26 protein-coding genes are annotated in these 25548 nt (G+C 45.2%); 22 read left to right on the top strand and 4 right to left on the bottom strand.

The genetic code is table 11. The features are described 5' to 3' along the window. Positions 1-191: 191 nt before the first annotated feature. The 15 genes from IGK61_RS13855 to IGK61_RS13785 all read left to right on the top strand — a co-directional run bounded on the left by IGK61_RS13855 (position 192) and on the right by IGK61_RS13785 (position 12434). Complete coding sequence (locus tag IGK61_RS13855; RefSeq protein WP_074535506.1) at positions 192-1139, top strand: permease; 948 nt, start codon at positions 192-194, stop codon at positions 1137-1139. 3 nt (positions 1140-1142) lie between these two features. Next, a complete protein-coding gene (locus IGK61_RS13850) occupies positions 1143-1973 on the top strand; it encodes a TIGR03943 family putative permease subunit (RefSeq protein WP_005228555.1) in 831 nt (276 codons plus the stop codon). A gap of 145 nt (positions 1974-2118) precedes the next feature. Then, the gene (locus IGK61_RS13845; RefSeq protein WP_005228556.1) at positions 2119-2385 is read left to right on the top strand and encodes an IreB family regulatory phosphoprotein; all 267 of its coding nucleotides are present in this window, start codon (positions 2119-2121) and stop codon (positions 2383-2385) included. Then, positions 2385-2816, top strand: a complete 432-nt coding sequence (ruvX, locus tag IGK61_RS13840; RefSeq protein WP_005234242.1) for a Holliday junction resolvase RuvX — start codon at positions 2385-2387, stop codon at positions 2814-2816. Before IGK61_RS13845 ends, ruvX begins: the two co-directional genes overlap by 1 nt. Positions 2817-2838: 22 nt before the next feature. Further along, positions 2839-3156 (top strand): DUF1292 domain-containing protein, encoded by a 318-nt coding sequence (locus IGK61_RS13835; protein WP_005228559.1) that lies wholly within the window; start codon positions 2839-2841, stop codon positions 3154-3156. A gap of 104 nt (positions 3157-3260) precedes the next feature. Further along, complete coding sequence (locus tag IGK61_RS13830; protein ID WP_074535507.1) at positions 3261-3677, top strand: NUDIX hydrolase; 417 nt, start codon at positions 3261-3263, stop codon at positions 3675-3677. A gap of 151 nt (positions 3678-3828) precedes the next feature. Further along, on the top strand, positions 3829-4932 hold the full coding sequence (locus IGK61_RS13825) for an alpha-hydroxy-acid oxidizing protein (RefSeq protein WP_010749842.1): 1104 nt from the start codon (positions 3829-3831) through the stop codon (positions 4930-4932). Positions 4933-5109: 177 nt separating this feature from the next. Continuing rightward, entirely contained in the window at positions 5110-5736 is a 627-nt protein-coding gene (locus IGK61_RS13820; protein WP_010749841.1) for a glycosyltransferase family 32 protein, read from the top strand. 113 nt (positions 5737-5849) lie between these two features. Further along, the gene (locus tag IGK61_RS13815) at positions 5850-6359 is read left to right on the top strand and encodes a GNAT family N-acetyltransferase (protein ID WP_015510214.1); all 510 of its coding nucleotides are present in this window, start codon (positions 5850-5852) and stop codon (positions 6357-6359) included. A 122-nt stretch (positions 6360-6481) separates the two neighbouring features. Beyond that, on the top strand, positions 6482-7324 hold the full coding sequence (locus tag IGK61_RS13810; protein WP_060793123.1) for a DUF368 domain-containing protein: 843 nt from the start codon (positions 6482-6484) through the stop codon (positions 7322-7324). Positions 7325-7582: 258 nt separating this feature from the next. Continuing rightward, positions 7583-9034: an amidase gene (locus tag IGK61_RS13805; RefSeq protein ID WP_074535509.1), complete on the top strand. Its 1452-nt coding sequence runs from the start codon at positions 7583-7585 to the stop codon at positions 9032-9034. A 12-nt stretch (positions 9035-9046) separates the two neighbouring features. After that, positions 9047-9898, top strand: a complete 852-nt coding sequence (locus IGK61_RS13800; RefSeq protein ID WP_015510211.1) for a transporter substrate-binding domain-containing protein — start codon at positions 9047-9049, stop codon at positions 9896-9898. Next, entirely contained in the window at positions 9898-10578 is a 681-nt protein-coding gene (locus IGK61_RS13795) for an amino acid ABC transporter permease (RefSeq protein WP_074535510.1), read from the top strand. Before IGK61_RS13800 ends, IGK61_RS13795 begins: the two co-directional genes overlap by 1 nt. A 276-nt stretch (positions 10579-10854) precedes the next feature. Continuing rightward, positions 10855-11493, top strand: coding sequence for a GyrI-like domain-containing protein (locus IGK61_RS13790; protein ID WP_074535511.1), 639 nt, complete (start codon positions 10855-10857; stop codon positions 11491-11493). Continuing rightward, positions 11490-12434 (top strand): ROK family protein, encoded by a 945-nt coding sequence (locus IGK61_RS13785; protein ID WP_074535512.1) that lies wholly within the window; start codon positions 11490-11492, stop codon positions 12432-12434. The genes IGK61_RS13790 and IGK61_RS13785 overlap by 4 nt, the downstream gene beginning before the upstream one ends. A gap of 43 nt (positions 12435-12477) precedes the next feature. Here the strand turns inward: IGK61_RS13785 and IGK61_RS13780 are convergent, their stop codons facing one another. Both IGK61_RS13780 and IGK61_RS13775 read right to left on the bottom strand, forming a co-directional pair. Then, positions 12478-13677 carry an AI-2E family transporter gene (locus tag IGK61_RS13780; protein WP_010749831.1) on the bottom strand — a complete coding sequence of 400 codons (1200 nt, stop codon included), beginning with the start codon at positions 13675-13677 and terminating at the stop codon, positions 12478-12480. A 202-nt stretch (positions 13678-13879) separates the two neighbouring features. Further along, positions 13880-14248 carry a PaaI family thioesterase gene (locus tag IGK61_RS13775; protein ID WP_438844950.1) on the bottom strand — a complete coding sequence of 123 codons (369 nt, stop codon included), beginning with the start codon at positions 14246-14248 and terminating at the stop codon, positions 13880-13882. 188 nt (positions 14249-14436) lie between these two features. On the opposite strand from IGK61_RS13775, the gene menB reads away from it, so the two are divergent. The 6 genes from menB to menC are packed head-to-tail and all read left to right on the top strand — an operon-like array spanning position 14437 to position 21777. Then, complete coding sequence (menB, locus tag IGK61_RS13770) at positions 14437-15252, top strand: 1,4-dihydroxy-2-naphthoyl-CoA synthase (protein ID WP_005228595.1); 816 nt, start codon at positions 14437-14439, stop codon at positions 15250-15252. Next, positions 15252-16751 (top strand): o-succinylbenzoate--CoA ligase, encoded by a 1500-nt coding sequence (gene menE, locus IGK61_RS13765; protein WP_074535513.1) that lies wholly within the window; start codon positions 15252-15254, stop codon positions 16749-16751. Before menB ends, menE begins: the two co-directional genes overlap by 1 nt. Further along, complete coding sequence (locus tag IGK61_RS13760; RefSeq protein WP_074535514.1) at positions 16729-18093, top strand: isochorismate synthase; 1365 nt, start codon at positions 16729-16731, stop codon at positions 18091-18093. Before menE ends, IGK61_RS13760 begins: the two co-directional genes overlap by 23 nt. Beyond that, positions 18086-19798 (top strand): 2-succinyl-5-enolpyruvyl-6-hydroxy-3-cyclohexene-1-carboxylic-acid synthase, encoded by a 1713-nt coding sequence (menD, locus tag IGK61_RS13755; protein ID WP_074535515.1) that lies wholly within the window; start codon positions 18086-18088, stop codon positions 19796-19798. The genes IGK61_RS13760 and menD overlap by 8 nt, the downstream gene beginning before the upstream one ends. Continuing rightward, complete coding sequence (gene menH / locus IGK61_RS13750; RefSeq protein WP_074535516.1) at positions 19795-20634, top strand: 2-succinyl-6-hydroxy-2,4-cyclohexadiene-1-carboxylate synthase; 840 nt, start codon at positions 19795-19797, stop codon at positions 20632-20634. Before menD ends, menH begins: the two co-directional genes overlap by 4 nt. Positions 20635-20649: 15 nt before the next feature. Next, positions 20650-21777, top strand: coding sequence for an o-succinylbenzoate synthase (menC, locus tag IGK61_RS13745; RefSeq protein WP_060792820.1), 1128 nt, complete (start codon positions 20650-20652; stop codon positions 21775-21777). Between the two features lie 72 nt (positions 21778-21849). Here menC and IGK61_RS13740 read toward each other — a convergent pair whose 3' ends face one another. Beyond that, entirely contained in the window at positions 21850-23388 is a 1539-nt protein-coding gene (locus IGK61_RS13740; protein WP_074535517.1) for an AMP-binding protein, read from the bottom strand. Positions 23389-23582: 194 nt separating this feature from the next. Then, the gene (locus tag IGK61_RS13735; protein WP_015510201.1) at positions 23583-24206 is read right to left on the bottom strand and encodes a DapH/DapD/GlmU-related protein; all 624 of its coding nucleotides are present in this window, start codon (positions 24204-24206) and stop codon (positions 23583-23585) included. 94 nt (positions 24207-24300) lie between these two features. Between IGK61_RS13735 and IGK61_RS13730 the strand changes: the two genes are divergently transcribed. Continuing rightward, positions 24301-25494 carry an NAD(P)-dependent oxidoreductase gene (locus IGK61_RS13730; RefSeq protein WP_074535518.1) on the top strand — a complete coding sequence of 398 codons (1194 nt, stop codon included), beginning with the start codon at positions 24301-24303 and terminating at the stop codon, positions 25492-25494. Positions 25495-25548: the final 54 nt, after the last annotated feature.

The following is a 25548-nucleotide window of genomic DNA, read 5'->3' as shown; positions in this document are numbered from 1 at the left end:
GTTCTTGAGGAAAAGTCAAAATATCTGCTAGCAGCTGATCGCTTAGGTGAGTAAGAAGGATTCAAAGATAAGGGAAATCTAAAGCAACGATTAAAAAAATAGGCTGCTTTAAAAAAAACGTTGTATAAAAAAAGGAAAAAACGTATAGTAATTCCAGCGTTTCGAATTTATTGATAAAGAAGGTTAAAGTTATGTTTCAGGCATTACCGAATTCTGTCCTGCAAATGAGTGTTATTTTTTTATCTATCGTCATTGAAGCCTTGCCGTTTGTCCTATTGGGCTGCTTGATCTCAGGTGCCTTACAAGTCTTCTTGACGCCAGAAAGAGTCAAGAGGCTCTTACCAAAAAACAAATTGGCATCGATCACAGTTGGTTGTGGTCTGGGGGTCTTTTTTCCTTCCTGCGAATGTGGGATCGTACCGATCGTTAATCAGTTCGTAAAAAAAGAGGTGCCAGTGTATACGGCGTTTGCCTTTATGCTGACTGCACCGATCATCAATCCTATCGTGATTTTTTCTACATTCATTGCCTTTGGAAATTCCGCGAAGTTCGCCTTTTTGCGTGTACTAGGCAGCTTATTGGTCGCAATGGTCGTGGGGATCTGGCTGGCGTATTTTAACAAACAAGAGATCTTAAAAACACGGCTTGCCAATCAATTAAGTGGCGGGAATGAGCAGGCAGCTCACCCACACCTTCAGGGGCATGATCACGCCCACCATCAAACGGAAAAGAGCAGTCATCCGCTCCTTCGGCAGATTCGTCATTTGCTGCAGCATAGTTTGGATGAGTTTTTCGATACTGGGCGTTATTTGATCATTGGTGCGTTGATCGCCTCAGCGATGCAGACCTATCTGCCAACTGGTTTGATGCTGACATTAGGCTCCACGAAGCTGTTAGCGGTCTTCGTCATGCTGCTGTTGGCATTAACGTTATCCCTATGTTCCGAAGCAGATGCCTTTATCGGCTCTTCGTTGTTGAGTTTATTCGGCACTGGACCAGTCGTCGGTTTCCTGGTTTTTGGTCCAATGGTAGATATTAAAAACCTGTTGATGATGAAGCGGTACTTTTCGGGGCGTTTTATCGCTTCTTTAGTTGGTTTAGTCGCAATCGTCGTTTCAATTTATGCATGGGTGGTGTAAAAAATGGTTCGTTTTTTGATCTTATCAGGCTATTTTGAATTGATGATGTATTTGCAAGTGACGGGTAAACTCAATCAGTTTATCAACATTCATTATCGCTATCTCGCTATTTTATCCATGATCATTTCTTTATTATTGGCTTTGGTCCAGCTGTATTTTTGGGTCAAACAAGAGCCCGAGCATCATCATGACGATGAGCACCAGCATGGATTAGAGAAAAAACACCAACGAGTGATTGCGTATTTTCTATTAGCCTTACCGATCATCGTGGGTCTCTTTTTCCCCACCGTTAGCTTGGATACGACGATCGTTGAAGCAAAAGGGTTTAATTTCCCCCTAAGTGAAGAATCTGTGGGGGATCCAGAAATGACGACCCAATATCTGAAACCCGATACAAGTCTTTATTTTAACAAAGAAGATTATGACACTCAGATGGATGCAGCATTGGCACGTTACGCCAAAGATGAGACGATTGCGGTAACGGAAGAAAATTACTTGGAAGTCATGGAGTTGATCTATACGTACCCGAGCGAATTTATTGGCAAGAAAATCACCTATGATGGATTTGTGTACCATGCAGATCAAGATGATGCCAATGAAATCTTTTTGTTTCGTTTTGGCATTATCCATTGTGTGGCTGATTCAGGCGTTTTTGGCTTGCGAGTGGAATTACCGCAACAAACAACGGCAGAAAATAACCAGTGGCTCCACGTGGAAGGGACGATCCAATCGAAGTACTATCAACCCTTCAAACGGGACTTGCCGATGGTGGTAGCAGACCAAGAGAAGACGATTGAAGCACCAGAAAACCAGTATGTCTATCGCGCTTTCTAGCTTTTTTTAAGAAAGTTCATAAAAACATCATAAACCTTTGTTATAATGGAGAAAATCTAAGCATATGTTTGTAGTTTTATCAAACGTTTAGTACAATATAGTAGGAACATATGCTAAAATCTATACAAAAGAGAGGTGTCGTGAAATGGGTTTTACAGATGAAACAGTTCGCTTTGATTTTGATGATAGCCGTAAAAAAGAAGTCAGCGAAACATTAGCTATCGTCTACCGAGCATTAGAGGAAAAAGGATACAATCCGATCAATCAAATCGTCGGTTATCTCCTTTCTGGCGACCCGGCTTACATTCCTCGTTATCGGGATGCCCGGAATTTGATTCGTCGTCACGAACGGGATGAGATCATGGAAGTTCTGATCCGTTATTATTTAGGCAATCACGGGATCAACCTATAATGAGAATCATGGGATTGGATGTTGGTTCGCGGACAGTCGGCGTGGCGGTCAGTGACCCAATGGGCTGGACAGCACAAGGGATCGAGATCATTCGCATCAATGAAGATGAAGGCAATTTCGGTTATGATCGACTTGCTGAATTGGTGAAAGAATATGAAGTCTCACGTTTTGTGGTAGGACTACCTAAAAATATGAATAATACGATCGGACCTAGAGCGGAAGCTTCTATGGCTTACGGCGCAGCGATCGAACAGCAATTCGGTTTGCCGGTCGTTTACCAAGACGAACGTCTGACGACCGTTCAAGCAGAACGAATGCTGGTAGAACAGGCGAATACATCGCGTGCCAAACGAAAAAAAGTGATTGATAAATTAGCAGCAGTCATGATTTTGCAGAATTATTTAGATGGTGCTGGGAAACAGCTGTTTTAATTTACAGAAAAGAGGAAAATAAATGTCAGAACATACACACGATCATAACCACGATCACGATCATGAAGGACATGAACACATTACTTTAATCGATGATCAAGGAAATGAAACCTTATACGAAATTCTATTAACGGTTGACGGTACGGAAGAATTCGGCCGCAACTACGTCTTGCTTTATCCAGCAGGCGTACCAGAAGAAGAAGACGTTGAATTACAAGCGTACGCTTATATTGAAAACGAAGACGGTTCTGAAGGTGAATTAGAACAGATCGAAACAGAAGCAGAATGGGATATGATTGAAGAAGTCTTCAACACATTCATGGCGGAAGAAGAAGAGTAATAAGTTGCAAGTGCTGACCCTTTCCATAAGGGATCAGCACTTTTTTTGATTTAACGACTGTTTATTTTAGAAGCATGTCTGCTTTTTTGAAAGGAAAGAGAAAAATGAGTAACGTAACGATATTCGAGCTTGAAAAGATCGCAGAAGAGCAGCTAGTTTTTGCCGTGATCATCAGCAAGTACCAAGAAAAGTTCGTCTATGTCAAACACAAAGAACGAGACACATTGGAGATCCCTGGAGGCAAGCGAGAACTAGGAGAAAGCATCACAGAGTGTGCTGCCCGTGAATTAAAAGAAGAAACAGGCGCTAAGCACTTTACCCTAGAGCCGTTATTTATCTATGGGGTAGAAAAAGACGGGGAGACCGATTACGGCTTGGTGTTTGAAGCCCAGATCACGGACTTGCAGGATGAATTGACCTCAGAAATCGAGGCAATCTATGTAATGGCAGAGCCGCCTGCCAACTGGACATATCCAACGATTCAGCCGTTGTTGTTGGCAGAATATTTCTCACGAACATAAAAATAATTCAGCCCACTCAAATGGAGGGCTGTCTTGAGTGGGAAAGTAAAAGCAGCGTGTTGAGTAGGAGTGAGCGAATGAGTTGCGTGATCCTGCAATCAGGGGTAGGATGAAAATGTAAACGTTATCTTATTGGAGAGTAGGGAAAGGCATGGAAAAAATTTATCAAGCAAGTACCGCAGAAGGAGCAATCGATTTTATCAATATGCGCGATTTGGAGATCGCGGCAGAGGAAGTGATTCCTAAAGGTGGGTATGGCTATATCAGCAGTGGTGCGGGGGATATTTTTACCTATCAAGAAAATGAACGCGCCTTCAATCACAAATTGATCATTCCTCATGTCTTAAAGGACATTGAATTACCGGACACAACGTTGTCCTTTGGCGGTGATACGTTGTCAGCGCCAATCATTATGGCGCCTGTTGCCGCCCACGGCTTAGCAAATGTTGCGGCAGAACAAGCGTCAGCCAAAGGGGTTTCACGTTTTGGCACGATCTATACGGCGAGTTCGTATGCCTCTTGTACGTTGGAAGAAATCCGAGCAGCTGGTGGCCAAGAAGCGCCGCAGTGGTTCCAATTTTATATGAGTAAAGACGATGGCATCAATAAAGACATCTTGGCGATGGCAAAACGCAATGGCGCCAAAGCGATCGTTTTGACCGCAGATGCAACTGTGGGGGGCAATCGAGAAACGGATCGCCGCAATGGCTTCACCTTTCCGTTGGCAATGCCGATCGTTCAGGCCTATCAATCAGGGATCGGACAAACGATGGATGCCGTTTACGGCTCCTCAAAACAAAAATTAAGTCCCCAGGATGTCGCTTTTATCGCCAAAGAATCTGACTTGCCAGTTTATGTCAAAGGGGTGCAATCAGAAGAAGATGTGGAACGAGCTTTAGGGGCAGGTGCACAAGGGATTTGGGTCTCAAATCACGGGGGACGCCAATTGGATGGTGGTCCAGCTTCCTTTGATTCCTTACAGATCGTGGCTGAAGCAGTGGCAGGTCGGGCGCCGATCGTCTTTGATAGCGGGGTACGGCGAGGACAGCATGTCTTTAAAGCGATTGCTTGCGGAGCAGATCTAGTGGCGATCGGCCGCCCAGTGATCTATGGGTTGGCTCTAGGTGGTGCTACCGGTGTTCAACAAGTCTTTGATTTCTTCAAAAAAGAATTGGAGATGGTCATGCAGCTTGCGGGGACGCAAACGGTGGCAGATATTAAAAAAGCCGTTTTACGGGACAATCGCTATTTATAAGTAATCCCTCAAAAAGGCGCTAGAATCGCTGATTCTGGTGCTTTTTTTAATGGATTTTTCTGATCATGCCCAGGAGCAGGAGCAACTGCTTTCGCTGAAAAAAGTGTATATGATTTTGAAACAATTGCAAAATCAGCTACACTTAAAAGAGACCAATAAACTAAAGGAGAGAGATTGATGATTCCAAAAATTATTCATTATTGCTGGTTTGGCGGCAATCCATTAGGTGAACAAGAAAAGAAATACATGGATACCTGGAAAAAATATTGTCCGGATTATGAGATCAAACGTTGGGATGAATCAACGATCGACCTTTCAAAATTCGGTCCTTATCTAAAAGAGGCCTATGACCAAGAAGAATGGGCCTTTGTGTCAGATGTGGTTCGTTTGTATGCGTTAGTGACAGAAGGCGGTATTTATATGGATACCGATATCGAGGTGGTCAAACCTTTAGATGAGCTCTTGACACTGGAGGCATTTATGGGCTTTGAGATCGAAACCAAGATTTCTACTGGGATCATTGGAGCGGTGCCGCATCATCCCTTTATGGAAGAATGGTACCACGATTACGATGACCGAAAATTTGTCCGGGCAGAAAAAACGGAAGATGTCGTCACCAATGTGATCCGAGTGACGGAACTGTTGCAAAACCACGGATTAGAATTGAATAATCAACGACAAACCGTTAAGGGTGTAGAAATCTTCCCGCAAATGACGTTTTCACCAAAAAGCTATATCACTGGTGAGGTCGAGGAAGATCCGAGTACGATGGTGATCCATCAGTTTTCTGGCTCTTGGTTATAAAAGAGTAAGTCTATGAAAGGACGGACAGTGGGGAAAGCTGTCTGTCCTTTTTGCTTTTGCAAGGGATGATGGAGATGTGATAGAATAGCTTGAAAAAATGAGGAGGCGTTTTGATGGCTATCAAACGATGTACTTTGGCAGATTTAGAAGAATTGGGAGAAATCAGCGTATCCACCTATTACGATACATTTGCTCCTTTCAATACGGAGGAAAATACTCGTATCTATCTAGAAGAAGCCTACAATCTGCCGAAACTGACCCGAGAGTTAGAAAATCCGCAATCGGCGTTTTATTTTTTACAAGAAAATGATCAAACCGTAGGATATATCAAACTTAACTGGGGTGAGGCGCAAACGGAAGCGATTGCCCCAGAGGGGTTGGAAATTGAACGAATCTATATCAAAAAAGAACATAAGCGCAGAGGCTATGGCAAAACACTGCTGCTGTTTGCCCAAGAGACCGCCAAAGAGCTGCAGAAAAAGTCGATCTGGTTAGGCGTTTGGGAATTTAACGACAATGCGTTGGCTTTTTATCATACGATGGGCTTTGAAAGAGTTGGCAGTCACTCCTTTTTTATGGGGGATGATGAGCAGACGGATTTCTTGATGCTGAAAGAACTTTGAAATCTGTCTTTGTATGAGGAATTAGAAATTACTTTCCATTTTTTTGGCAATCAAGTATAGTTAAAGGGATTGATGAAAAAAGAACGATTGGTGAAAACCATCGCTAAGGAGAGCAATTGTAAATGGAAAAACAGAGAAACGAAAGTATTTTGTCACGTTTTCTTAAAGGCGTGGTGATTGCCTTGGGCTTTATCTTGCCTGGTGTTTCAGGTGGCGTATTGGCAGCCATCTTAGGCATTTATGAGCGGATGCTGCGCTTTATGGCACATCTGACGAAGAATTTTAAAGAGAATCTCCTCTTTTTCCTGCCAGTAGGGATCGGGGGAATCGTAGGGATCGGGCTTTTATCAAAGCCATTAGAGTGGCTGCTGCAAAACTATCAAATCATCGTTTTGTGGGGCTTTGCGGGGGCAATTATTGGGACGTTACCAGCACTTGCTAAAGAATCGACCTTGAAAAGCAAACGGACAACCGGTGATTTGATTTGGTTCTTCGGCAGTATGGTCATCGGCTTCTTGTTCCTCTATTTTATGGGCGATATCTTAGGAACGATCCCTGCCAATTTCATAGGTTTTGTGATCGCCGGCGGTCTGATCGCGTTAGGTGTTTTGGTTCCCGGCTTGAGTCCTTCAAACCTTTTGCTCGTTTTGGGACTTTATGATCCGATGTTGAAAGGCTTTAAGAGCTTTGACATCATGGGTGTCTTTCTACCGATCGCCATTGGCGGCTTGGCAGTGATGCTGCTGTTTTCGAAATTGATGGAGTGGCTATTGACCCATTATCATTCAAAAGTCTATCACTTCATTTTAGGGATCGTTATTGCCTCAACGATATTGATCGTGATTCCTCCGGTGGCAAACTATAGCGGCTTTACTTGGGTAACGGCCGTCATCGGAATTATCTTGTTTGTCTTGGGGGCTTGGTTAGGTCTTTGGATGAGCAAGCTGGAAGAAAAATACAAGTAAATCAAAACGGCACATCGTTTGGCGATGTGCCGTTTTTGTTAGGTTATGATTCGGGCAGCTAAGAAGAAGCGTTGGTCGACAGCCAGTAGTAAAAAGATTGGAACGTTTGATAATGATGTGATACAGGTTTAAAAACTGTTCTATTTTTGTTGAAAGATTTCCTAGTGTTTGGTATATTGTAGTCTATATAAAGAAGAATTTTTCGTGTGTTACAGTTTAGATAATTGTTTGAGGGTTTGAGAAAAAGGAGGGGCAAGCATGCAAGATGCGACCTATTGGGCGGAACAATTGCGGCAAGGACAAATCAGTTTTGCAGAGCGGGTGGCGATGATCGAAGAAAAAGTCAATCAACAAAATCCGCTTTTGAATGCGCTTGTAACATTTGATCCGCAAGCAGCGATCCAGCATTACGAGCAGCATCTTCAAAAAACGGTTTTTGGGGGACAACCCATGCCGTTAAAAATACTCGGCCAAACCAAAGCAGGGTGGCCAGCAACGTCAGGAGCCAAACTGTTTGCAAATGCACGAGCCAGCCGCACGGCTCATTTTGTCTCCCGTTTAGAAGAGGCAGGCTTTGTGCCGTTAGGGCAAACCAATGCACCAGAATTTGGATTCAAAAATATTACTGATCCAACATTATATGGGCCTACACGTAATCCGTGGAATCCTGCCTATTCAGCCGGTGGTTCCAGTGGTGGTGCGGCAGCGGCAGTGGCTTCGGGGATGTTTCCGATTGCGGGTGCCAGTGATGGCGGCGGATCGATCCGCATTCCAGCATCCTTTAGCGGATTGATCGGTTTGAAGCCAACCCGTGGTACGATGCCTGTGGGTCCTAGTGAATGGCGCAGCTGGCAAGGCGCTTCCATCAACTTTGCGTTGACGCTTTCCATGCGTGATACGGAACAATTGTTTTATGCGTTGCGGACGTCACAGCCGACTGCCCCTTATCAGGCACCGCAAGTAGAATGGCATCATCAGCAAGCGAGTCAAAAACCGCGGTTGAAGGTTGCTTTTACTACCGCATCGCCGACCGGTGGCCAAGTGTCTGAAACTGCCATCCAAGCAGTGCGAAGTGCAGCCACATTTTTAGAAAAGCAGGGGCATGAAGTCGTTGAAGTGGGCTATCCAGTGGATGGTCAGCAAATGATGACCACTTATTACGCCATGAATGGCGGCGAAACAGCCGCGATGTTTGCTGAGATCGATGCTGCTCGTCAAGTACCGGTCAGACGGGAAGGGATGGAATTGATGACCTGGGCACTTTACCAATATGGCAAAAAACTGCCTGCCGCCGATTACGTTCTTGCCTTGCAGTGGTGGGATCAGCTGGCAGAAAAAATGGAAGAAGTCTTTTCGACCTATGATCTCTTTTTGACCCCGACGACGGCTTATCCAGCCCCTTTGATTGAGGAAGACTTACAAAGCGATAGCATACGCCAAAGACTGCATGAGATCGAGACGCTTGGAAAAAATGCTGCGGGTGAGTTGATCGAAGAAATGTTTGCCAAGAGCTATGCTCTGACACCTTACACTCAATTAGCCAATTTAACGGGGCAGCCAGCCATCAGCTTGCCAACTGCTCTTAGTGAGGAAGGGTTGCCGCTAGGGATCCAATTTATGGCGTCTAAAGGCAGAGAAGATCTACTTTTCCAAGTCGGCTATTTATTTGAAACACAGCAACGATTTCTGTTGCCAAAACAAGGAGACTAAGAGGAGGATATTATGAAACAAGTTAGAAAAGGGAAAATCGTTGCAATGGTTGGCTTTTTAGGTTTATTTGCGGGAGTCTTGTTAAGTGCCTGCAGCAAACCAACGGAAGAAGACACCAGTTTAAGCAAGGTGGAAGAAGCCAAAACATTGGTTGTTGCTACTTCGGGAACCTTGTATCCATCGTCTTACTATAACGATGAAAATGAATTAGTGGGCTATGATGTCGATGTGGCAAAAGAAGTCGCCAAACGATTAGGCGTAGAGATCACATTTAAAGAGTACAATGTCGATGGACAAGTTTCTTCTTTAACACGTGGAGAAGCCGATTTTGCTGCCAACGATTTTGGTTTGACAGATGAACGGGCGGAAAAATTCAGTCTCTCAACGCCTATTAAATACTCGTTCGATAGTATGATCGTGCGTAAAAGTGATGACTCTGGGATTGCTTCTTTAGAAGATTTGGATGGCAAAAAAGCTGCTGGTGAACCGAATACCAGCTACATGCGCTTAGCCGAATCCTATGGGGCAGAATTAGTGACTTACGACAACGCAACGAATGATCAGTATTTGACAGATGTTGCGAATGGTCGAACGGATGTGATCTTGAATGATTATTATTTGCAAAAAATGGCAGTCGCTGCTTTGCCAGATATCCCTGTAAAAATTTTGGAAGATGTCTACTTTAATCCGAATGAAACGGGCTTCTTATTTGTGAAAGATCATCAAGCATTGCAGGAAAAAGTGGATGCTGTTTTAGCAGAAATGAAAGAAGACGGCCGTTTAAAAGAACTTGCGGAAACGTATTTTCAAACCGATATTTCAGTAAAATCTGATCAAGCGATCCAAACGGTTGAAACAGACTAATGTATATTCCAACCCTTGATTTGCCGTTGATGTGGGAGTCATTGCCCTATTTGCTGTCGGGCTTGTCCTATACGGTCGGCATTGCTGTCGTTTCGTTTCTAGGAGGCAACGTATTAGGGATCACACTCACCTTCTTAGGGATGCTGGAAAACCCCATCATTAAAGGGTTCGTGCGGGGCTACCTCTCATTTCTAAGAGGCGTCCCAGCGTTGGTCTTGCTGTTCCTACTGTATTTTGGCTTGCCTTATCAATTGTCGGCGCTTAGTGCTGCGATCATCTGTTTTACATTGACCAGCAGCGCATTTATCGGGGAAATCTACCGAGGATCAATTGCTGGTGTGGATCGTGGGCAATTTGATGCTGCCTATGCGTTAGGGTTATCCTTTACGAAAACGATGCGTCTAATTATTTTGCCACAAGCCTTTCGTATTTCTGTACCGGCATTGAGTAATGTGGCAATGGATTTGTTGAAAGGAACCTCCTTGGCAGCAATGATCACGATTCCTGATATTTTTCAAAAAGCTAAGATCGTTGGCGGACGAACCTTTGATTACATGTCCATGTATGTGCTAGTTGCCATCATTTATTGGCTGTTGTGCATTTTGATTGAAGCCGGGCAAAAGCGATTAGAACAACATTTTTCAAAACGCTTTGCCTCTAATGAGGCTGTAAGACAATAAAAAAAGAGCCGAGGCTCGATCACTGCAGAAATCACTCTCTTCTTGAATTGATTTCTGCAGTTTTTGTATTTGAAAAGATAGAAGAAAGGAGATTTTCATAGTAAAACAATGAGCGAAGGCAAGGAAGATAGAGAAATTTCTGTAATGTCAAACTAGTTTCATTATGAAAATGGTGCTGACCAAGTTATTTTCCTTCACTTAAACAGCCTATATTTCATTCGGTCGGCTCAAGTGATTCATGGTAAAATAAAGAAAAGCAAATCGAGGAGGGTCCTTATGAAGTATGAATGGCGCAAACTAGAAAAAGAGCTCTATCTTCCCAAAAAACCAACAGTGATCGAGGTGCCAACGTATCAATTTATCAGTTTGAGCGGCAGCGGCGATCCGAATCGACCTGAATTCAGCGAAGAGATCGCCGCTTTATATACGATTTCTTATTCACTCAGGATGGGATTGAAAAAAGGGGCTTTTGGCAATGAACCCTTTGAATACACGGTCTTTCCTTTAGAAGGTGTGTGGACCTCTCTGACAAAGCCAGACGGTGCCGTCAACAAAGAAGAATTGATCTACAAAATCATGATTCGCCAACCAGAACCAGTCACGGAAACACTGTTTCAAGAACAGCTCTTGGCAGTCAAAGAGAAGAAAGACAATCCAAATCTAGAAAAGCTCATCTTTGAGCGCTATGAAGAAGGATTGTGCCTGCAAGCGATGCATACAGGCTTTTTTGACACTGAAGCGGAAACCTTTGCGAAAATGAAGGAGCTGTTAAAACAAGAACAGTTAGTGATCCGTCCAACGATGGACACGTTCCAGCATCGAGAAATCTATTTGTCTGATCCGCGAAAAGTTTCACCAGATAAAGCCAAAACCGTCCTGCGATGGGCAGTAGAAGCAGAGGGTGGGATTCAGTGAATAAAAACTATTTAAGCATCGACATCGGCGGCACGAAAATCAAATCGGCTGTCATTGATCGCTCGGGGAATATTCTGACACGAGGACGGATGGATACGCCGAAAAATCTTACGGAATTTCTGACAGGGATTGAAACGATCGTTGAAGACGTTCATGGGAGCATTCGGGGCATTGCTGTTAGTACTCCAGGAAAAGTCAACCCAGAGACAGGGACGATCTCGTTTGGCGGGGCATTGCCTTTTTTAGATGGAGTCTCCTTAAAACAGCTGCTGGCAAAGTACCAAGTGCCGCTGGCTGTGACCAACGATGGCAAGGCAGCCGCATTAGCTGAATGGTGGCTAGGAAACCTTAAAGGGATTCAAAATGGGGCTGCCATAACCTTAGGTACTGGTTTGGGTGGTGGTGTGATCGTTGAAGGAAAACTGATCCAAGGTGCACATTTTCAAGCAGGGGAATTAAGTTTTCTACTAAATGCCACTAAGAGAAGCGATGCTCCAGAAAACGCTGAGCAACCAAATAATCAGGGATTGACCCTGCAGCAATTGGCAGGTTTTAGCGGTTCAGCGGTCGCCATGATCCGTCGCAGCGCCCAACTGCTAGGCTTAGCTGATCTTGCTGATGGTGAAGCAGTTTTTGACGCTATCAATCAAAAAGAGCCACAGGTCTGGGCACTGTTTACAGCGTATTGCCGAGAAATCGCGTGTGTCATACTCAATGTTCAAGCCGTGATTGACTTAGAGCGCTTCGTGATTGGTGGTGGCATCAGTGCCCAAGCGATCGTGGTGGAAGAAATCGACCGTCAGTATCAGCAACTGCTGGCTAGTTTACCGATTTTGCAGCAGACCTTGACGAAGCCGGAAATCCAAGCCTGCAAATTTCAAAATGACGCCAATTTATTAGGGGCGCTCTATCATTTCTTTTTGGAACATGAGATGAAATAAAATAGACAAAAACTGCCGCGAACCAACGATTCGCGACAGTTTTTTAGGCTTTTTTCTTGGTGCCTTTGTCTTCATCACCTAGGTAATCTTTGCTAGTGAAGGCACTGTGGAAGTATTTGCCGTCTTGACCGTAATAGCGGTTGTAGCGCTGCTTGAATTTGCGGAACACGTAAACGACAAGAACTTTTAGCAGACAATAAATCGGGATTCCAAAAATCACCCCAACGATTCCCATCAAATCACCCATCACCAATAAAACAACCAGAATCGTAATAGGATGGATTTTCAATCGGTCACCCATCACACGGGGCACGACTAAATCGCCATGAAGCAGCTGTACAGCAAACCAAGCAATCAAAAACTTAACCAACATCCCGGTGGAGTCTTGTGCGGCAATGAAAAGCCCTGGGAAAAAGACGATAAAAGGTCCAATATAGGGGATGATGCAAAGCAGACCAGCGGCGATCGCCAGAATACTGGCATACTCTAGGCCGATCAAGAGGAAAACAACCCAATAGATCGCCCCTAAAATCAGGGATGAAATGATTTGTCCTTTCAAAAAGGCACCGACTTGTAAGTCAGAGATCTTGACGATTTCATTAAAGTCTTTGCGAAAACGTGGTGGCACTAATGAGAGGACCGAAAAATAAAACTTGTTTGGGTTACGCAATAAGAAAAAGGCAATGATCGGTCCAGTAAACAAAGCAATGAACAAGGTCGAAATGGTTGAAAATAAACTGCTGAGCCCAGCGGCACCAGTTTGCCAATAGTCTCCAATAAAACTCATGATATTACTGGTGATATTTTGTAGTGTGTCTGTAATTTGTGCCATCTCATCTTGAAATGGGGTATTTTCTAAAAAGGCGGTCGCGTTTTTCTCAAAGTCACTGACCAAACTTGGTAAGCTATTGATCAGATCGGTGGTTTGCTGCTCCAAAATCGGATAAAGCTGGAAACCAGCAAAGACGATCAACAAAAGAATCAACAGATAGATCCCAGCAATCGAAGCACTGCGGGGAATTTTTTTCGTTTCCAATTTATCGACCACCGGATTAAACAGATAGTAAAGGATCAGCCCAAATAAAAAGGGTGGGATAATAGCTGTAAGAATGGCTGAAAAGGGTGTAAATAAAAAAGAAATCTGATTTAGCAAAAAGACAGCAACTGCCGACAAGATAATCAGTCCTAAGACATAATAGCTTGTTTTGCCGCCTAAAAAGTGGATCAATCGGTTATTTTTCATAATAAGCCTCGCTTTCTTAGCTACATTATAACGAAAGACCCCTATTCTGTAAAAAAACAACGTACCTTTCGAAAAAACCGCGCTCACATTCTCAATATCTTTATAATGAAAGAATATCTTTAATAAGGCGTTGACTGGTGACCTCTTTCTTCAAAACAGACCAAAAAACGCTCCCGTGAGCACAATGCAGGAGCGTAAAGGATTATTTGCGCACAGTCGTTAAGGTGCAGCGCCCAACGGCAGTTTTTAACCCGCTAGCTAACCAAATAGTGGCTTGCCAAGTTTGGATATGAGCGCCGATACGATCAGGACTAGCTTCTACAATCAGGGTTCCTTCTTGGGCGGCGGCTAGATGATTGACTTGCAGGTCAACGCCGGCGGCAAAGGCTTCTTCTTGAGCCAAAGCTTGATTGGCACCGATGCTGCAGGCGGTCTCGATCAAAACACCGTTAATGCCACCGTGAACGAGACCAAAAGGCTGTTTGTGCTGCGCTTTGATCGGCATCCGTAAACGAACAAAATCGGCTGTTGCTGCTTCTACTTCGATTTCTAAGGCTTCCAGTAAATTCATTTTTTGCTCCTTTTTCTAAGAAAGTTACCATGATTATAGCACGAGTTTTGGTAGAAATAGCCGAAGATCTCAGAAAGTCGGCAACAAGGGGAGAAGTCTTAAGAAATTCCCTTAACCAAAGCAATTTCTAACGAAAAGCGACTAGATATGTGTATAATAGAGCTATGTGAATTGAGGAGGAACAAGTAATGAGAGAATGGAAAACCTTAAAAGAGTACGATGAAATTTTGTTTGAACAACATGGAAAAGTGGCGAAAATCACGATTAACCGCCCAGAAGTCCACAATGCGTTTACACCAAAAACGGTGTTTGAAATGATTGATGCATTTTCGATCAGTCGCGATGAACCAGGCATCGGCGTGATTATCTTGACAGGCGCCGGCGATAAAGCCTTTTGTTCAGGTGGAGACCAAAAAGTCCGTGGTCACGGTGGCTATGTTGGGGAAGATCAGGTTCCTCGCTTAAATGTATTGGATCTGCAGCGCTTGATTCGCACGTTACCAAAACCGGTGATCGCCATGGTCAAAGGCTGGTCGATCGGTGGCGGAAATGTTTTACAATTGGTTTGTGATTTAACGATCGCCGCTGATAACGCTAAATTTGGTCAAACAGGACCAAATGTCGGTAGTTTTGATGGTGGCTATGGTTCGGGCTATCTTGCACGGACGATCGGTCATAAAAAAGCCAAGGAAGTTTGGTTCATGACAAAACAATATACCGCCGAAGAAGCATTGGCGATGAACTGGATCAATACAGTCGTTCCTCTTGATCGAGTAGAAGATGAAACGATGGAATGGGCAGAAACGATGCTGCAAAAGAGCCCGTTGGCGTTACGCATGATCAAAGCATCAATGAACGCCGATACGGACGGATTAGCTGGCATTCAGCAATTAGCTGGCGATGCGACCTTATTGTATTACACGATGGATGAAGCCAAAGAAGGTCGTGACGCGTTTAAAGAAAAACGTCAACCAGACTTCGACCAATTCCCTAAATTCCCATAATGACTGGGAGTTGGCTGCAAAGGCAAGCACAACTTCATCCAGAACGACCAGCTTTTTATTGGCATGAAAAAAGCTGGTCGTTTGCTGCCTTGCAAAAAGAGGTTTATGCTTACGCTGCTTATTATCAAGCCCAATTCGTTGATCAGCCAAACCGGGTAGCTCTTTTTAGCAATAACGCCCCTGAAATGGTCTTTACGATCCTTGCGTTATGGGAGTTGGGGATCGAAGTCCAGCTGCTGAATACGCGATTGACAGCCGCTGAAATCTCCTTCCAATTGCAAGATGCCCACTGCGACTGGGTGATCGCGGCGGATCAGGCTGCGGTTTCGGGTGTTCGCAGCTTGACCTTTGGACAAGCGATCAAACAGGCGGAGGCTTTTGTTGGTTCTGTTGTTCCTTCGTTTGTTCCTAATGAAGCAATCTATCAAGCAGAGCAAGTGGCTTCAATTATGTATACCTCTGGTACGACTGGCAATCCCAAGGGTGTGCCCCAAACCTTTGGGAATCATCTAGCAAGTGCCGTAGCGACTCAAAAAAACTTAGCCATCACTAGCGAGGATTGTTGGCTTTGTGCAGTTCCGCTGTATCATATCAGTGGGTTATCAATTCTCTTACGGTCCTTGCGACTTGGGATGAGCGTTCGTTTGTATGAGCGCTTTGATGCTGGAGAAATGGCAAAAGACCTTGAAGCAGGGAAAGGGACGATCGTTTCTTTGGTGGCAAAGATGTTGACAGATTTGCTGCCCTTGGTGCCCCAACAAGGCTTTGATTCGTTGCGTTATATCCTGCTAGGCGGCGGTCCGATTGCCAAAAGTGTATTGGAAAAATGCCAGCAAAAACAGCTTTCTGTGATTCAATCCTATGGGATGACAGAAACCTGTTCACAAGTGGTGGCATTGCCGCCAGAAAAAGCTTCTGAAAAAATCGGCGCCTCTGGGGTTCCCCTGCAAGGTGTTCATTTACGAATTGCGACTGATGGGAAAATGGCAGACCACCAGACTGCTGAAAATACCCAGCCGATCGGAGAGATCCAACTGCAAGGACCTGCGATCACGACTCGTTACTTGAACGATCGCAGTCCACAGCAGTGGGACCAAGAGGGCTGGTTTGCCACAGGAGATCTAGGTTATCTTGATCAAGAGGGCTTTTTGTATGTAGTCAGTCGTGCAAGCGAACTGATCATATCTGGTGGAGAAAACATCTATCCCGCAGAAGTGGAGCAAGCCTTGTTGCAGCATCCAGCGGTCAAAGAGGCAGCTGTGGTGGGGGAACCAGACGAGGAGTGGGGACAATCTGTCGCGGCTTATTTAACGTTAAATCAACCGATCCACTTCCAAGCTTTATTGGATACGTTAGAAGGGCAGATCGCCCACTATAAATTTCCGCGCCGTTTTTATCACGTGCGAGAAATGCCGCGCACAGCAAGCGGTAAAGTTTTAAAAAGGCTATTGCTGAGTGAAGAAAGAGTGAACTACATTGAACAGCAAATCAACAAGTAATTATGAGGCAGCGATCGCTGCCGGGAAAACCTATTTGAGTGAGTATCAACCTATAGAAAAGTGTGACTTACTGGCTCTTTATGCAGCGGCACAAGAATATCGAGGGGAACGCTACTTCTGGCGTACCCCTGATGAAACGACCAGTATAGTAGGGTTGGGTTGGTTAGCCACTTTTTCGCAACCCAAACTTGCAGACTTTTCAGAAGTCCGCTCTCTCTTAAAGCAAGCCCACTATCAACCAGAGGCACCTTTTCAGGCGCAGTTAGTTGGCGGCTTTGCTTTTGATGAACAGGCAGAAGTCAGTCAGGATTGGGCTGAGCTAGGTGCTGGTCTCTTTGCGTTGCCAGAAATACTGGTCAGCAAAACTGGAGATCAGTATGGCGTCGTTTATACAGTAGCCGCTTCTTCCGAGGAACAACGACAACAAAAAGTCGCTGCCTTACAGGAAAAAGTCGCAAGCTGGTTGCATGCCAATTCGGACAAGAGTCTTGTAGCAGAAACGCCTGCTTTTCAGGCACAAGAGGAACTAGATGTGCCCCAATGGCTGCAAGCGGTCGAAGAGACAGTGGCAGCCATTCGCTCAACTGAAACACCGTTGAAAAAAGTGGTTCTGGCAAGACGAATGAAGGTAGAAACGAAGCAGTCGATCATTAGTGCTGCGGTGTTGCAACGGTTGGCGCAACAGCAGCCGAATACCTATCTTTTTGCCATCGAACATGGGGGCCATGTTTTTGCTGGTGCGACGCCAGAACGCTTGCTAAAAGCGACTGTCGATCAGTTTGAAACGGTAAGTATCGCAGGTTCCGCACCAAGAGGCAAAACCAAAGAAGAAGATGAGGCACTGGCACAAGCCCTCTTAGCGGACGCAAAAAATACCCATGAACATCAAGTAGTTGTCGATCGCTTAGAAACGGCATTGGCCACTTTGTTAGCTGACGGCTTTCAATCAGAAGCCCGTTCCGTGATCAAAAATCGTGACATTCAGCATTTGTTTGTTCCTTTAGCAGGGCAAAGAAAGGCAGGAGTCAACTTTCTGACCGCTGTACAAAAACTACACCCGACCCCAGCATTGGGGGGAGAACCGAAAGAAGCAGCCGTCTCATGGATTCGTACCCATGAACCAGCCAGCAGAGGGATGTACGGTGGACCGATCGGTTGGTTGGGTATTCAAGAAGATATTGGCGAGTTTGCTGTGGCGATCCGCTCAGGATTCTTTAGCGGCAATCAAGCAACGCTGTATGCGGGCTGTGGGATCGTTGCCGATTCAGATGCGGAATCCGAACGTCAAGAAACACGGTTAAAATTTCAACCGATGAGGAGAGGGATCTTAGGAGATGAATAATCAGACAGTCATGACAGACTATTTACTAGCGGCGATCCAAGGACTAAAAGCAGCGGGTGCGAAGCGAGCAGTCATTAGTCCTGGTTCACGCTCCACGCCATTGGCGCTACTATTGCATCGTGATCCTGAGATCACCTGTACGGTGGCTGTCGATGAACGTTCGGCTGCTTTTTTTGCTTTAGGGATGTCTAAAGTTGATCTCCAGCCAACGATCTTACTGTGTACTTCTGGAACTGCAGCAGCCAATTATTATCCAGCTGTTTGTGAAGCAGAAGCTACCAACTTGCCACTGATCGTCTTAACGGCTGATCGCCCGCCAGAACTGCGGGGCGTTGGGGCGCCACAGGCAATGGATCAACAGAATTTGTATGCCTCTCATGTCAAAAAGATGGTAGAGATGACGGTGCCAGAAAACGATCCTGCTTTGTTGCGTTATAGTTTTTGGCAAGCTGCAACTTGCACGATCGAAGCGCAAAAACAGCCGAAAGGCCCTGTCCAAATCAACTTTCCATTACGGGAGCCGCTGTTGCCTGACTTTAGTCGCCAATGCAGTATGCAGCAAGACGTGAGCTATCTGGCACCACAACAAGAGCTGTCAGCAGAGATGATCACCCAGCTAGCCCCTTACTTTGATAAAAAAGGTATTCTGATTGCTGGAGAAAGCCTTACGATCGAAGAAGCGCAGCAGTTGCTGGCTTTTTCGGAGAAATTAGGCTGGCCGATCGTCGGCGATCCATTGACCAATCTGGCGACAGCCGGTACCAAAGTAGGAACATTTATCAGTCAAGCCGATCTTGTTTTCCCACAATTGACTTCTGCCTTCCAACCAGAAGTGGTCGTGCGTTTTGGTCGCTTACCAGTCACCAAAAATGTCCTATTATGGTTGAACAAAGCAGCCGATACGACGACGTGGCTCTTTGTTGATCCATCAGGGCAGTGGCAAGATCAGCTGCATCGGGCAAACTATTTGATCGAAGCAGCGATCAGCGCCTTCGTGGCGGCCATCACCCAGTTGCCGATCGTCAAACATACGGCGTGGCAACAACAATGGCAAGCACTTCAAGCGCGGGCAGATCAGGTGATTGCTGCAAGTCCTCAGTTGCAACAATGGGATGAGAGCAGCGCTGTGCGCATGCTCCAACAATGTTTGCCTGAAGAAGCGCAAATTCTTTTGGCAAACAGCAATGCGATCCGTTTTTTTGATCGCTACGGCAGCAAAACTACCTCCACTTATCGCGTGTATGGAAACCGGGGCGTCAATGGGATCGACGGCCTTGTCTCGACCGTGGCTGGGATTGCTTCCGCCAGTCAAAAGCCTACCTACTTGTTGATTGGTGATTTAGCGTTGTACCATGATATGAACGGCCTACAACTACTGCGCCAGTATCAATTGCCAGTAACGATCATTTTACTGAATAATAACGGTGGTGGGATCTTTTCCTTTCTGTCACAAAATACCTTAGAACCAAACGACTTTGTCCCGCTCTTTTGTACTCCGTTAGATCTTGAGTTTCAAAAAGTGGCGGCCTTATATGAGGCAGATTGGCACACACCGACCTCTTTGCTAGAGTTTCAAACGATTTTAGCGGAAACAAGTCAACAGCCGCGCTTTCAAATAATCGAAGTGAAGGGTGAGCAAAAAGATCCGGTCAACACTTGGCAAGCACTCCAACAGCAGTTTAGCGAGGCAGGAGCGCAGCAATGAAGGACACGATAAATGGCGTCAGTTATTTTTATCAGTGGCTGCAGCCGTATCGATCATCCTTACCAACCCTTGTGGCATTGCATGGCTTCACGGGTTCTTCGGAAAGCTTTCGACCGGTTTTTGCAGAGGAAGGTTCTTACAATGTATTGGCAATCGATTTGATTGGACATGGACGCTCATCGATTTATGTCCATCCCATGCGTTATGAACTTCCTTTACTGGTGGAGGATCTCGCACACCTTTTAGCGAAGTTAGGGATTGAACGTTATGGCCTGTATGGCTACTCGATGGGGGCGCGAATCGCACTTGTCTGGGCGGTCATGGAACCAACGGCAGTGACCCATCTTTTGCTTGAGAGTGGTTCACCCGGGTTAGCTGATCCAGCAGAACGACTCGCTCGTCAGCGGCACGATCGTCGCTTAGCGTTGCGCTTACTAAGGGAGCCTTTGGTCGATTTTGTCGATTACTGGCAAGAACTGCCGTTGTTTGCTAGTCAAAAGGAGCTACCTTTAGCGCAGCAGGCTGCTGTACGGCAAGGACGCTTGCAGCAAAACAAATTTGGCTTGGCAGTAAGCTTGGTTTACGGTGGTACTGGCAAACAGCCAAGCTGTTGGTCGGCACTTCCGCAGCTAGCTTGTGAAATTCTTTATTTAGCGGGGGAAAAAGATGTAAAGTTTCGTAAAATCGCCCACCAAATGAAGCAGCTGCAACCAGAGATGACCATCAAAGTCGTTGCTAATGCTGGACATTGTATCCATTTAGAACAGCCGACACAGGTTCGTCATGAAATCGATCAATGGTTTGTAAAAGGATCGGGGCCACAGTCAGCTGATTGACAAGGAGAGAACGCAATGAAGATTGAAAAAATTGAACGCATCGCCTGTCGCTTGCCCCTCAAACAACCCTTTGTGACAAGTTATGGACAATTAACAGAAAAAGCTTTTGATCTTTATTTGGTGACGACAGAGGATAAAACGATGGGCATCGGTGAATTGGTCGCTTTTGAGCAGCCAGATTACATTGAAGAAACCCTCTTTTCTGCTCGACAAGTGATTGAAACAGCACTGATCCCATTATTGATTGACCAAGAGATCGAGCATCCGCAAGAAGTTTGGCAGCTGTTTCAAACGGTCCAAGGAAACTACATGGCAAAATCGGCTTTGGAAACAGCGATTTGGGATCTATATGGCAAGCAAACGCATCAAAGTGTGAAAGAGCTTTATACCGCAACCCGACCGAGTGTCGCTGTTGGCGTTAGTCTTGGCATACAAGACTCTGTCGAAAAACTAGTGGCTCTTGTTGCCGATTATGTCGCCCAAGGGTATCAACGAATCAAATTAAAAATCAAGCCTGGGCAAGATCTGGTACCCTTGCGAGCGATTCGACAAGCCTTTCCAGAATTGCTTTTGATGGCAGATGCAAACGGAGCCTATCAGAGTGAGCCAGAACGCATTTTGGCACTTGATGACTTAGGCTTGGTGATGATCGAGCAACCACTTAAGGTACGAGATCTGGTGGGGCACAGTCAGCTACAGCGGCAGATGAAGACGCCTCTATGTTTGGATGAAGATATTCGAACGGCAGAAGACGTCGATACCGTCGCAGCCCTGGACAGCTGCCGTGCGATCAACCTGAAAATCCCCCGTGTCGGTGGGATCACCGAAGCCTTGCGAATCCTTGATCGATGTCAAACCCATGGACTACTCGTTTGGTTAGGCGGCATGTTTGAGTCTGGTGTGGGACGAGCCATGAATTTGCAATTTGCGAGTCAAGATATTTTCCATTTTCCTGGGGATCTTTCCGCTTCTGATCGTTACTTTTATGATGATGTCATTACACAGCCTGCAACTTTGCATGAAGGCAAGCTGCTGGTACCTGATGGAAAGGGCTTTGGCATCACGTTAGCAGAAACAAAGCTAAGTCAGTATGGGCAACCTAAAGAATGCATCTACTCAAGAAAACGATCAGCGAAAGAATAACATCATCAAAGAAAAAACAGCGAAAGCAAAAGAAATGGCCAGCAGGGAAATCTGCTGGCCGTTTCTTTTGCTTTATTCTGCGTTTTTGAATTCTTTTTCAATTTGTAGTCGTTGGACTTTCATGGTTGCTGTTCGTGGGATATCTTCGTAGTCGCGTAAAATTGGCTGATTGAGGTGAGGGAGATCTTCCACCATTTTCCACCAAGCATCCCAATCCATTTGACGATTTGGTGCTAAAGCAATGATTGGTTGCGGTGAGTTTTCTTTGTCGCGAACGATCACGACTTCGGCAAGGAAGTCTAAATGATCCAGCAAAAGGTCTTCCAAGGCAAGATTGCTTTCAATATTTTTGATCAAGTCCACTTGACGGTCTTTTAAGTAAAGATGTCCCTGATCATCCATCATGCCGTAATCACCACTGTCCCACCAAGCGCCATAGACATTGTCAGCAAAACGCTGATCTTCTTTATAATAGGTCAACGCGCGTCCTTTTGAAAGGAAATGGATGTGCCCATCGGTATTGGCTGGCAGCTCGTTGCCCTCGGCATCGGCGATCCGCGCTCTCGTTAAGTCCTCCAGACCGACACCCATATCACGGGCATCGTTGGTAGTGATGCTTTCTAAGGTATGTGCTTTTAGAATCATTGGCCCGCACTCACTTTGGCCATAGACTTGTAAAAAGAGTGCTTCTTTTGTTGCTGAAGTATTTAAAAAAGTCGCCATTGTTTGATTGTTGATGGCATCAAAGGTTGAGTGATAGTAACGAATATTAGCAAAAGCATCTGGTTGTTCTTTTGCCACAAAGCTCCATTGGACAAAATTGTTTGGATGAGTTTCCAAAGCGATCGGTGGGTATTCTTTTAACATGCCTACGACATGAGCACCGTTGGCATTGGCTAATGGCATCATCGGAAAGCCCATCGCCATCAAGGAGGAGATACCGATATTGAAGCGGGAGTGCACCGGTGAAATATGGAACGCAATTAAATCAGAGTCAGCTTTGGTGCGATCGATCTTGGTGAAGATCGTTTTTTGCCATTTTGTCCGCCAGCCCATGGAGTTTGCTGAATGACAAATCAATTTTGGAATACCCGTCGTTCCAGAAGTATGGGTCATATAGGAAATTTGATCCACCGGTAATTCAGTTTGTTCCACTGGTTCCGCTGGCTGCTGCAGCAAATGGCGAACAGCGATCTGTTTGTCAGTACTGCTATTTTTCACTTGTGCGACGCGGCCTTCGGTTTCTTCATCAAATAAGATGTACGGATCTTCTAAGCGATCCACAAACACTTCGATGGTTTCAGCAGGAAAATGATAGGAGATCATAGCAGGAACGGCACCAAGGTAAGAAGCAGCCGTTGCTAACAAATACGTATCGAATTTTGAAGATTTATACAGAATGATTTTATCTCCTGCTTGCACGCCAAGTGAGGCAAGTTGATAAGCACGCTTTAAAATCATTTCATGGCTCGAACGGTAGGTACTACGATAGCCAAGCTCAGGAAATGCTGGCAACACTTCATCATGGATGATGGGGGTGTCAGGAAACGTCTCAGCAGCTTCGCGATAATTGGTGTATAGATTCAATGGACGATAGTCTAAAATGGACAAATAGAACACTCCTTTAAAAGTTCGTGAAAAACTTCATTTGATTTCTCCATTTTAGCACAGGAATTCCTCGATACAATAGATATTTTGTGTTTTTTATTTATTTCTAAAAAATCATCCGGGCAAAGACTTTCGAAGAATGAATGACTGTGATGTGTTATCATTCATTCCTCGTACTAAGCGGAAAAAGTGCATAATCAACGGGTGTATTTTGCTACAAAATCTTCGATTGGGAGGCGAAAGTCTAAATAGCGTGCTTTTAATTCTGCACGATTCCAATTCCACCAAGCGATTTCTTGCAAAGCAGTGATCGTTTCTGGATCAAAGCGGTATTTGATCACTTTTGCTGGAACCCCGCCGACGATCGCATAAGGCGGCACATCTTTGGTTACGACTGCGTTTGAGGCGATCACGGCACCATCACCGACGGTCAAACCAGATTGGATCACGGCACCGTGGCCGATCCAGACATCATTGCCAATGACGGTCGTTTTTGCTTTGCGTTTTTCTAAGAAGGACTCGTCCTTTGGCGCAAATCCATAGCCTTCGCCATTATAGGCAAAAAGATGCTGACTAGGGCGTTCATAGGGATGATTGGTAGGGCCGATGCGGACCATCGCTGCGATACTGATAAAACGTCCTAATTGGCTGTTCTGAATAAAGCAATATTGCCCCGTATAGGTATAATTGCCGATGGAAGAATGATCAATGTGATTGGCTTCGCCAATTTCGACATAGTCTCCTAAAGTTGTGTCTTGAAGCTGCGAGTCTTTGCCAACGATCGGCTGTTCATCTGGAAAATTTGTGATCGATAGGTGCATAGAAATCATCCTCTCTTGCGTATTGCTATCATTTTACCGCACTTTTTTGTACTATTTGACTAATACGCACTAAAGACAAAAGGAGGTCTGCTTTATGGAGACGATTTATCAGTTAGATAAGATGACCGAAACGATAGCTAAGCGAGCAATCAAAAAAGGATACTCGTTAAAAGATCAAGCGGCCCCAGAGGCGCTGTTTGTGCGCAGTTCAACGGTTCCTAACGAATTGATCACACCAGAATTAGCTGTGATCGCTCGCTCAGGAACAGGCACCAATACGATCGATTTGGCACGGTGTACTCAAAATGGCACAGTAGTTTTCAATAGTCCTGGTGTCAATGCCAATGCAGTCAAAGAGTTGGTGCTATCCAATTTATTTCTCAGCGTCCGCCCCTTATTCAAAGCGATCCAGACGGTAGCCGATTTACAAGAAGAACTAACGTCCGGTCAAATTGAAGCAAAAGAGGTGTTGAAGGTAGCTGAAGAACGGCGAAAAGAAGTGATTGGCGAAGAATTAGCTGGAAAAACCATCGGTATTTTAGGGTTAGGAGAGATCGGTGAACGGGTGGCAAAAGCCTGTCATCAGCTAGGGATGGAGGTTTTGGGCTATGCCCGAACGAAGAAAGCAGCACACGATTACGAGCAAGTCAGTGACCTGCAAATGCTGTTGACCGAATCAGATTTTGTGGTGGTCTTGCTCCCTTTAAGTCAAGAGACCAAAGGCATGCTGAATCGACAAACGATTCAGCAGATGAAAAAAAATGCAGTGTTGATGAATTTTGGTCGCGGGGAAATCGTGGAAGAAGCAGCCGTCTTAGAAGCATTAGCCAAAAATCAGCTCAAACAATACATCACTGATTTTCCTAGTGCGGGCTTGATCGGACAACCGAAAGTGTTGTGTTATCCGCATATCGGCGGCAGTACTACCAATGCCTTGGAAAAGGGGGACCACGTAGTTTTTGATCGCATGCATGCCTATTTACGCGCTGGGACGATTCAAGAATCGGTTAATTTCCCCCATGCAGAGTTGCCTTTTTTGGCACCGTATCGCTTAGCGCTGTTTTATCACGACAAGCCTGGTGCTTTTGCCCCATTATTGCGGATCATTTCTGAAGCAGGCGTGGATATCGATAATTTGGCGAGTGAGAGAAAAGCCGGAGTTGCCTATACTTTGATTGATCTTGATGAGACAAATGAAGCACTGCTGCAAGATCTACAGCAGCAGATACAGCAAGAAACAGCGATCATTCGTGCCCGCTTGATCAAAAATTCGCGAACCAGTGAATAGTTGCCACCAACAATGTTTCTTGTTATGATGAAAAAAAAGTAAAGGAAGTTCATC

Source organism: Enterococcus sp. AZ063 (assembly GCF_051715045.1).
Classification (GTDB): Bacteria; Bacillota; Bacilli; order Lactobacillales; family Enterococcaceae; genus Enterococcus_D; species Enterococcus_D casseliflavus.
Note: the sequence above shows the minus strand (reverse complement) of the source record. Positions and strands in the feature narration are given on the sequence as shown.

What these genes read in the sequence shown, in the direction of transcription:
- IGK61_RS13855 (WP_074535506.1), top strand. Translation starts at nt 192, where the DNA reads ATGTTTCAGGCATTACCGAATTCTGTCCTGCAAATGAGTGTTATTTTT.
- IGK61_RS13850 (WP_005228555.1), top strand. Translation starts at nt 1,143, where the DNA reads ATGGTTCGTTTTTTGATCTTATCAGGCTATTTTGAATTGATGATGTAT.
- IGK61_RS13845 (WP_005228556.1), top strand. Translation starts at nt 2,119, where the DNA reads ATGGGTTTTACAGATGAAACAGTTCGCTTTGATTTTGATGATAGCCGT.
- ruvX (WP_005234242.1), top strand. Translation starts at nt 2,385, where the DNA reads ATGAGAATCATGGGATTGGATGTTGGTTCGCGGACAGTCGGCGTGGCG.
- IGK61_RS13835 (WP_005228559.1), top strand. Translation starts at nt 2,839, where the DNA reads ATGTCAGAACATACACACGATCATAACCACGATCACGATCATGAAGGA.
- IGK61_RS13830 (WP_074535507.1), top strand. Translation starts at nt 3,261, where the DNA reads ATGAGTAACGTAACGATATTCGAGCTTGAAAAGATCGCAGAAGAGCAG.
- IGK61_RS13825 (WP_010749842.1), top strand. Translation starts at nt 3,829, where the DNA reads ATGGAAAAAATTTATCAAGCAAGTACCGCAGAAGGAGCAATCGATTTT.
- IGK61_RS13820 (WP_010749841.1), top strand. Translation starts at nt 5,110, where the DNA reads ATGATTCCAAAAATTATTCATTATTGCTGGTTTGGCGGCAATCCATTA.
- IGK61_RS13815 (WP_015510214.1), top strand. Translation starts at nt 5,850, where the DNA reads ATGGCTATCAAACGATGTACTTTGGCAGATTTAGAAGAATTGGGAGAA.
- IGK61_RS13810 (WP_060793123.1), top strand. Translation starts at nt 6,482, where the DNA reads ATGGAAAAACAGAGAAACGAAAGTATTTTGTCACGTTTTCTTAAAGGC.
- IGK61_RS13805 (WP_074535509.1), top strand. Translation starts at nt 7,583, where the DNA reads ATGCAAGATGCGACCTATTGGGCGGAACAATTGCGGCAAGGACAAATC.
- IGK61_RS13800 (WP_015510211.1), top strand. Translation starts at nt 9,047, where the DNA reads ATGAAACAAGTTAGAAAAGGGAAAATCGTTGCAATGGTTGGCTTTTTA.
- IGK61_RS13795 (WP_074535510.1), top strand. Translation starts at nt 9,898, where the DNA reads ATGTATATTCCAACCCTTGATTTGCCGTTGATGTGGGAGTCATTGCCC.
- IGK61_RS13790 (WP_074535511.1), top strand. Translation starts at nt 10,855, where the DNA reads ATGAAGTATGAATGGCGCAAACTAGAAAAAGAGCTCTATCTTCCCAAA.
- IGK61_RS13780 (WP_010749831.1), bottom strand. Translation starts at nt 13,677, where the DNA reads ATGAAAAATAACCGATTGATCCACTTTTTAGGCGGCAAAACAAGCTAT.
- IGK61_RS13775 (WP_438844950.1), bottom strand. Translation starts at nt 14,248, where the DNA reads ATGAATTTACTGGAAGCCTTAGAAATCGAAGTAGAAGCAGCAACAGCC.
- menB (WP_005228595.1), top strand. Translation starts at nt 14,437, where the DNA reads ATGAGAGAATGGAAAACCTTAAAAGAGTACGATGAAATTTTGTTTGAA.
- menE (WP_074535513.1), top strand. Translation starts at nt 15,252, where the DNA reads ATGACTGGGAGTTGGCTGCAAAGGCAAGCACAACTTCATCCAGAACGA.
- menD (WP_074535515.1), top strand. Translation starts at nt 18,086, where the DNA reads ATGAATAATCAGACAGTCATGACAGACTATTTACTAGCGGCGATCCAA.
- menH (WP_074535516.1), top strand. Translation starts at nt 19,795, where the DNA reads ATGAAGGACACGATAAATGGCGTCAGTTATTTTTATCAGTGGCTGCAG.
- menC (WP_060792820.1), top strand. Translation starts at nt 20,650, where the DNA reads ATGAAGATTGAAAAAATTGAACGCATCGCCTGTCGCTTGCCCCTCAAA.
- IGK61_RS13735 (WP_015510201.1), bottom strand. Translation starts at nt 24,206, where the DNA reads ATGCACCTATCGATCACAAATTTTCCAGATGAACAGCCGATCGTTGGC.
- IGK61_RS13730 (WP_074535518.1), top strand. Translation starts at nt 24,301, where the DNA reads ATGGAGACGATTTATCAGTTAGATAAGATGACCGAAACGATAGCTAAG.